This is a genomic window from Desulfovibrio sp. TomC, assembly GCF_000801335.2.
Classification (GTDB): domain Bacteria; phylum Desulfobacterota; class Desulfovibrionia; order Desulfovibrionales; family Desulfovibrionaceae; genus Solidesulfovibrio.
Genome location: NZ_JSEH01000022.1, coordinates 64,876 through 72,785, shown reverse-complemented (window position 1 = coordinate 72,785; position 7,910 = coordinate 64,876). Strand labels below are relative to the sequence as shown.

Sequence of the window (7,910 nt, the reverse complement as noted above, 5' to 3'; positions counted from 1 at the left end):
GATATGGTTTTATCGTATGCTTTGGGATGGTTTTTGTATTCTTTTACTGCTAAATTTACAAGCTCTAATCCTTGGAGAGTTATCATAGAGAGCTTGTATTCTTTGTTTTCAAGCGCTAATAACTGTTTTTGTTTCTTAATTTCTTCTACAAGGCCAAACAGTGACGCTTGGACAAGGCTCATTAATTCTTTACTTTCTTCTGGAACTTCGTCAAATAAAGTATCGAGTAGAGCTTTTGCTCCTCCGGCTGCATTAAGAATATCGTGAAAAAAGATTCGTTCCAGTATTTTTCTACGTTTTTCGTCTTCTATATCTACGATTGAGACAACATAATACTTTGCGTTTTCAACATCCCAAGGAGAAACAAATACTCTCAGGTCTTTTGCCGAGCTTTCATCGTTGTGGCTTACCAGGAGTTGACAGTCGTGCTGCGCTTTTGCATTGCCGATCATGCTTTCTAATACTGCTCGAAGAGCACCACATTCACGGCAAAATGTAGAAGTGCCACATCCTGCTTCTTCCACGTGGGCGTAGCTACAACCCATTGCTTCACCGGGGCGAAGCCCAAGGAAATTGCCTAGGTCGTGGATGCCAAGGATGTCTAAAAAAGCTTTATTGCTGAAAACTATTTGCCGGTGACGGTTTAAAACAATGAGCGGAAGGGGAAAGAAGTCAAAGTAGCTAGAGCATATGTGTCCAGAAAGCTGTTCTCTCTCTTCCTGTACTTCATTAATGCTTAAACGTTCAGGTGGGGCGCAGTTGGTATGTAGCTCTTTCGCATTCACGTACATGTCCTTGTAGATTGATTTACAGCAAAAAAACAACTGAATAAGGCTTAAATATTAGCTGGTTGCGTCTCTTGTGTTTACACCCACGTCTAGCTGGTCAAATACGCGGTTTCCTTCGTATTTGGGGTTGTACAGGGGGCGGAATGGCAGGACTCTGCCATCGGACAAGCCGTTTTTGGATCAATGTTAGCATTTACTGTGTATTTTCAGCTTGTTCCCCGTGACTAACTGCACATGGTAAGTCTGCACTCGCAGGATCCTGTGATTTTTAAGCACCGAAAAACGGTAAATTTCGGTTTTTCAAAAGTCCAGTAAACGAAGTTGTAGATTTTCGGTGTCAGGACGGTTATCCAGTTTCTTGTATCAAAATTTTTTTGTCAGCTTTAGGCGCTTTTAAAATAACATCTAGGACCTTGAAACTTTTGGAATACACACAGTAACTTTTGTTCCAATTTCATCTGATGTTGTCATAGAAATTGTTCCTCCGATTGCTCTGGTCATAATAGCTGCACTATAAGTACCTAAGCCAGTTCCGCCAGACTTTCCTGCCGTTGTATATTTTTCAAAAAATTTATCTCGAATCTCAGTAGGGACTGGACGGCTGTTTGAAATTATAATACTACAGTTGACGCTATCGTATGAGATGGAAACGTCTATTGGATCATCGTGTCCACTAGCTTCCACAGCATTTTTTATAAGATTGATCAAAATTATTTCTAATAGTCCATCGTCTGAATAAATAGAAAGACCAGTTGTGTTGTTTGGTGTATAATTTTCATGAATGTGAACTTTGTTAGGATTAAATCCCATTCCTTTGCCAAGTAGTTCAGATACTCCTTTAATGATCTTAAGTAGGTCACAGTCCTGAGGAAGAAATTTGTATGTGCCACTTTCAATCTTATATAAGTCCAGCGAACTATTTATCTGTAGTAGCATTTTTCGCCCAGACACAACAACCAAGTTAAGCATATTTTTCTGTTGGACTGTTAAATTTTCATCATCCATAAGAAGTTCGGGAATATTTATAATGCCAGTCAGTGGACTTTTTAAATTATGACGAGAAATACGTTCTAAGTCGTCTTTTACCTTTTCGAGTCGTCGTAATTCAGAATTGTCTCGAATAATTCCGACAGCATGCCATCCGTCAGCTGTATGAAGTGAAGAAAGTGACAAAGAAATAGGAATTTCCCGACCGTCCTTTTTGCGTGCAAAAATTTCTATAATTTTGCCAATGGCATCACCTTGACCAGTTGATTGAAACTTCTTAAACGCTTTAGTGTAGGAATCAAGATATCGTTCTGGCGCGATAAGAAAGTGTAAGTCTTGTCCAACGGCCTCGTCTCTTGAGTAGCCTAGTAAACGTTCAGCAGATGGGTTCCAAACAGACACTCGGCCACTAGGATCAATCATCAAGATTGAATCTAATGCTGAATCTGTAATGCGACGAAAACGTATTTCACTTTCTCGCATCTCTTCTTCGGCTTGTTTCCGTTCAGTAATATCTTCATGCGCAACAACAACTTTACGAGGACTTTCACCAGGAAAAGGAGTGACTCGCCCCGCAAACCACCTTCTTTTAGTTGGTGAGTCGCATGGGTACTCAAGTATGAAAAAATCTGTCTCCCCACCCACGACACTTCTAATCCCTTTCGCAAAGTGAACTGCCTCTTTAGCATATGTTCCAGAAGCGGTGTCACAGATATCCAAATAGTTTGTCCCTATTGAAACGTCATTTGGGTAAAGACCATTCTGTTGAGCGAAATCATTCCATGCTTTATTGACATGCAAAATCTTTCCTTGGTTGTCCAGCAAAGCAATATTAGCAGAAAGACAGTCCAAAGTTGACCTTAGAAATTGTTCCGATTCTTTTAGAGCTTCTTCAGCTAACTGACGATCAGATTCAATGTTCCAAAGTTCTGAAATTAATTTTTGCGCGGCCTGTAACTCGACCGTCAGTTCTTCTTTTGTTTTTTCTATATCACGCATACGTAGTCCATGTCAGCATAACAAGGTTTAGTTTCATTTGAAACCGAACATTTTGGTGCCCATCAAAACATTTAATAGGACGAAACTAGTGCGTTGTAAACGAAGTGTCTCTTGTGAAATATGAAAAATATATTCCCCATTCCCCGTGCTGAAAAAACGACAAATTACTCATTTTAAAAAGTCCAGTAAACTGGAATCCTGGAGCATGAGGTTCACAGTGATTTTCACAGCAAGTTCACCGGCCATCTCGCCTGCTGTAATTCTTGAATTTTTCTCCGACAACGGCAACACCAAGTAAACTTCCCAAGCTGTGACTAATGGGGTAGACTCCACCGCTACTGGCCCAGCTGGGCAGCAACGACACTGGGACCAACCCAGAACCGTTCCTGACCAAGCATACCACGCCGTTAAAAAAAGGTGAACCACCGGGTTAGGGCGGTCCACCTTCAGGAGACGAGCAAGTCCGGGACTTAAATGAGATTATTCTCAAACAAATCAATCTTTACAAGGGTATCAAATCCAAGGGTTCTGACAATCAGTGCTTCACCGTAGTTCCAAAAGCGCGGTTTTCCACGTATTTGACTCCTTCCCCAACCGGAAAATGGCAGAAGTCTGCCATCCGGCAGGTGCTTTTCACTTGAAAAAGATTTTATCAGGCTGTTTTACTTGGATTTTTAGTTTTAAGGATTTCCCCTGGCACCCTGATCCACAGGAACCTCCGTTTTTCAAGTGTCGAATTTCTTGATTTTTTGGTGATTTCTCAGTTTTGCAGGCCCCTGCATCGAATTTGACCGGCCCAAGTTCCTCCTTCCACTCTAGAAACCGATTTGCTACACTGTATTCTAGGTTCCCGTAGTATCGCGCTTTAGAAATAATAGTACAGTTGGTAACGATGATAAGTCTTAAAAATCTTCTTTTCCAGAAATGCAAAATGTTCTTTGACAATTTAGAAGAAGGAGACGAGTGACCTCTGGCAAGGTGACTCGCCTCCTTCTGAATGTGCTCATAAGTTATCGTGCTAAGAATATCCCATCCTTCGTTGCGCTGGGATTTGTCCATGATCTGGACAGCTGTTTTCTTTTGGCTTTTTCAGATTTCATCAATTCCATATTCTCTCTGAATTGCTTTGTCGAGTAACGGTTTTTTACAGGGACAAAGTGCTCTTTGTAGCATTTTGGACAAAGAAACTTCCACTCTTTTCCGTCTTTGTAAGTAAATCTATGGTCATGACACCATTCGCAAGTTTTTTTGTGCATAATATTCTCTTCTGTTACAATTTTTCAAAAAAGAATTGGAGCGGGACACTTCTGGCAAAGTATCCCGCCTCCAGATTAAACCATCGTCAATTCCGGCAATAGTCGAACCGCTCTTTCTTTCTCGCCCTCCATGTAGTGGTAATAGGTGTCCGCTGTCATTTTTACCGTTGAATGACCCATCATCTTAGAAACGGCCGCTAAATCAGCACCTTTGCGGAGTAGCGTGGTCGCAAACAGGTGCCGGAGATCGTACATCCGGGTCGGGTAGGTGATCCCGGCGCGAGTGCAGGCGTTTCTAAAGGATTTGACAATCCGCGATACAGGCTTCCCATTGTATTCAATGATGTATCCTGACTTCGAGGTCGCACGAACTTGCTCCATTCGCTTCAAGAAGGTCGGGTTGATCGGAACAATCCGATAGGTCTTGGTTTTGGTCGCATAGATGCGGACAGTTCCTGCATTGAAATCCACATGCTCCCATTTCAGCGCCAGGAGTTCGGATTCCCCTGGACGTGCTCCGATGTTGAAGCAGACTTCCATGGCCCATTTGAGATGGGGTTCGGCACAAGCCATGATCTTCTTGGCGTCCTCCAGGGTTAACTTCATTTCTCTGGGTTGAGTTTTTGCTTTCTTCCAGTTTCTCAGGGGATTGACCTTGGTGAAATCGTTGTCAATCCCAAAGTGGAAGATGAAGTTCAAGTAATCGCAGTACTTATTGATCGTTACCTGGGAACGTTCCTTCTTGGTGGTGTCGCTTATCCCCTGGAAATGTAGGATAAACGGAACCATATCTCCTTGGTATGTCATCGAGTTCACCGGTTTGTCTCCAAGGGCCGGAATGAACTTGTTAGCCAGCAGGCGTTCGATGTTTCGGATATGGTTGTCAGTGCGTCCCGAGGCTCGCATGTGATCCAGGTATCTGGCTCCAAGTTCGGATAATGCCATCCCGGAAGGTTGCTGTCCCAGGACTTGGCTCGTTGGGGCATCCGTCGTACTGACGGTTTTGACGACCTGGACCGCCGCCGTCACCGACTCAGGATCGGGGACGGGAAGTCCTTTCACCAGAGCCTCCTGGACAGCCCGGTCAAAGAACTGAGCTTTGGCTTGAGCGAGATCACCCCTACCGAACGACTTGTCGTGGCGCTTGCCGTTATGATTCCAATAAACCATCCATCTTTCGTTGCGTTGATAGATTCCCATTCCAAACTCCTTAAGTTATGAAGTTAAGCAATAGACTAGAGAAGATGAACAACAATGTTGATCATCCCTGGAAATATGAATTTGAAATCGATAGAAGCAAAAGGGGTAGAACACCCCTTTTGAGGAAAGCTAAATAGTATTAAGCAGAATTTCCTCGACTTCCTCCTCTTGCACCCCAAGATAACGTCTTGTTATTGAAGGGCTGCTATGGTTTAAACGTTTTGCCAAAACTTCCCAGCTTACACCGAAAGTTTTTCGTTGGTGGTAGCACCAAGTCTTTCGAAGTGAGTGGGCTCCGAAGTTGCCGACGAGGTTAATTTCGTCAGCCCATCGTTGCACCATCTGCGTGACGGCATAGGTAGTTATTGGGTAGTTCCTCCCTTTCCTGCTTTTAAACAGGAAATGATCTTCGATGAGGTCAATTGTTCGCAAGTAGTCTTGAAGGGCATTAAGAATTTCCTTGTTCATGATGAACACGTTGTCCTTACCTGTTTTCTTCTCCTTGACGGCGATTCTGTCGCCAATCTTGCAGATTTTGACATCTCCGATCTTCAGCGCAAGAATGTCTTGCACTCGAAGTCCAGAATTGATTCCCATGATGAATAGGAGTCGATCCCGAGGGTTGTCGCTTAAAAGCTTCTTGATGCTTTTAATGTTCTTCAAATCGATGATAGGGTCAACTTTCATAGGTAACTTCCTCCAAAGTTCGATTTTGCTTTTTGATGCCGTGTAAACGTACATTCAAAACAGGGGGAGGGCAGGAGGTCCCAGACTGACTGGCACGATCCTGTTGGAATCCAAAGACTTTTTGAGTTTTAGGAAGCCAATGTACGTTTCTACTACAAATCGTACATTGGTATATTTTTGAATATCTGTATTCTTTTGCTTAAAATCGCATAAGCAGCATTCGAATCGAGCAAAGATACTTGACCGTACCATGTGTTCAAAAAACTGAAATTAAAGACGAAACAAAGAATAATGCCACGCATGTGTTTGCATGGCATTATCCAACAAAGCGTCAGTGCTCAATCTTGGTCAGAACGATAGAACCGTTCTCAACCATCACCGTGAACTCGTCGCCTTCAACCAGTTGAAGTTCTTCGAGTCCAAGGTTCTTTAGATAAAGCTTGATTTCGTTGTTCTTGTTGACCTTTGGTCTTGTCGAACTCTTGACGTACATTCCCCTGACTTCATAGAAGTGGCGGTCATCACTGATCAGCTTCAAGACGTATTGCTTGAGGGTTTGCTTGTGAGCAATCCCAAGCTTCGTCATGATTTCAGATGCTGATTCATTGTTCTTGATGCACTCTCGAAGTAAGGTCGGGTTATACTTCGATTCGATCTTGGTTGCCTTGGTGGGCTGATCGTCTTTTTTCGACATGACAAGACTCCTTGTTGGATTTGTACTATTAAATATCTGTAGGTCGCTGTTGAAACGACAATAAGAAATGCTTGGGATATAATGGCAAAAAGACGTAGTATTGGTCCCATATCCTCGGCTTTAGCTTCAAATACGCGGGTAACCGCGTTTTTGACTGCCTAAATCCTGGTCCTGAACCTGTCGAAAACGGTGATTGGCCCTAGGACGCGATTCCTGAGGCTTTGGTGGTGTACGGACCCCAAACAATGGGGGCGGTCCCGAAAGCGCAGGAGAGGGGAGATTTGGGGGCCTGTTTTTGGACTCAGCCCGGTGGCGGGAGTGGAGCGGGGGAATGGAGCGACCAAAATTAACTTTTGCCGTTCGATAATCCGCATCACCAAGAAAATTATGCAAAAAAGAAGCTTACCCACGTAAAGGGATAAACTTCTCTAGCATTTTGGCTATTCTTGAGTACCAACATAACATTGATACCCAAGATAGCCCCAAGATCGAGTGGACTATCGCTAATCCAAGCTTCTTGTTACTTCTGGACGTTCGGTTTTCCCGAATCCAGCGGTATGAGATGATGCAGTGCTAGAATAAACTGAAATTTGAAAGGTATATTTTAATTTTATACACTTTTTTATTGTTCAATCTTATGAGTATTGATTTGTTACAAACTTTTGAATAGTTTTAAATCGTTTACTGCATCATCTCATGGTTCTTTACGAACCGCTGCCACCCATTTATACAAAGCTTCCTTGGCTTTGGCGTATAGATGGGCTTCCCGTGGTCAAATCGGTATCCTTGTTTTCAACATCCCGTGCATAATCGCTACAATATGCTTGAAATACTTTCGTATTAGACTTCGAACGGCCATGTTTCTCGTCTTGCATAGAGGCCACCGCTGCTTCATCTCGCTAGAGATTGCGGGCTACTGAATCGTCTCAACCACTCCTCCATCTTGATTGCTCAATGATAGATTGGTTCATCTCATGGAGTTTCTGATTCAAAAGGAATTGATCAGAACTCTTGTTCATGAGACTCTTTATTTTTTGACTTTTTGTTTGTCGAGCAATATTCTCGTCAAACTTGGACGCCGATGTTCACGGCTCCCATGACCAACTTTATTTGTTATTTTAAATTTGAGGTCAATACTTAATTAGTTGAACTAAGTGTATGATTTTTAATATCTATCAAAGATTCAGGATAACTCAGGACTTTTTGGCTTCATATATTTCTTGAGATGGAGTGGTGTTGGAGAAGTTGATTAATTGGTGTTGGAGTGGAGAGCAATGAAGAACAGGTGTGCTTTGTAAA

General features: G+C 42.8%; 5 protein-coding genes. All 5 read right to left on the bottom strand.

Annotated elements, in window-relative coordinates; all coding sequences use genetic code 11:
* Positions 1-785: histidine kinase (locus NY78_RS23950; RefSeq protein ID WP_442855213.1), on the bottom strand; the 785-nt coding region annotated here is incomplete at its 3' end.
* Positions 786-1,193: 408 nt separating this feature from the next.
* Positions 1,194-2,774, bottom strand: a complete 1,581-nt coding sequence (locus tag NY78_RS23945) for a PAS domain-containing sensor histidine kinase (RefSeq protein ID WP_082140088.1) — start codon at positions 2,772-2,774, stop codon at positions 1,194-1,196.
* Positions 2,775-4,105: 1,331 nt separating this feature from the next.
* Positions 4,106-5,230 carry a tyrosine-type recombinase/integrase gene (locus tag NY78_RS17825; RefSeq protein ID WP_043638967.1) on the bottom strand — a complete coding sequence of 375 codons (1,125 nt, stop codon included), beginning with the start codon at positions 5,228-5,230 and terminating at the stop codon, positions 4,106-4,108.
* Positions 5,231-5,359: 129 nt separating this feature from the next.
* Complete coding sequence (locus NY78_RS17820) at positions 5,360-5,917, bottom strand: tyrosine-type recombinase/integrase (RefSeq protein WP_043638964.1); 558 nt, start codon at positions 5,915-5,917, stop codon at positions 5,360-5,362.
* 331 nt (positions 5,918-6,248) lie between these two features.
* Positions 6,249-6,611 carry a hypothetical protein gene (locus tag NY78_RS17815; protein WP_043638961.1) on the bottom strand — a complete coding sequence of 121 codons (363 nt, stop codon included), beginning with the start codon at positions 6,609-6,611 and terminating at the stop codon, positions 6,249-6,251.
* Between the last annotated feature and the right edge of the window lie 1,299 nt (positions 6,612-7,910).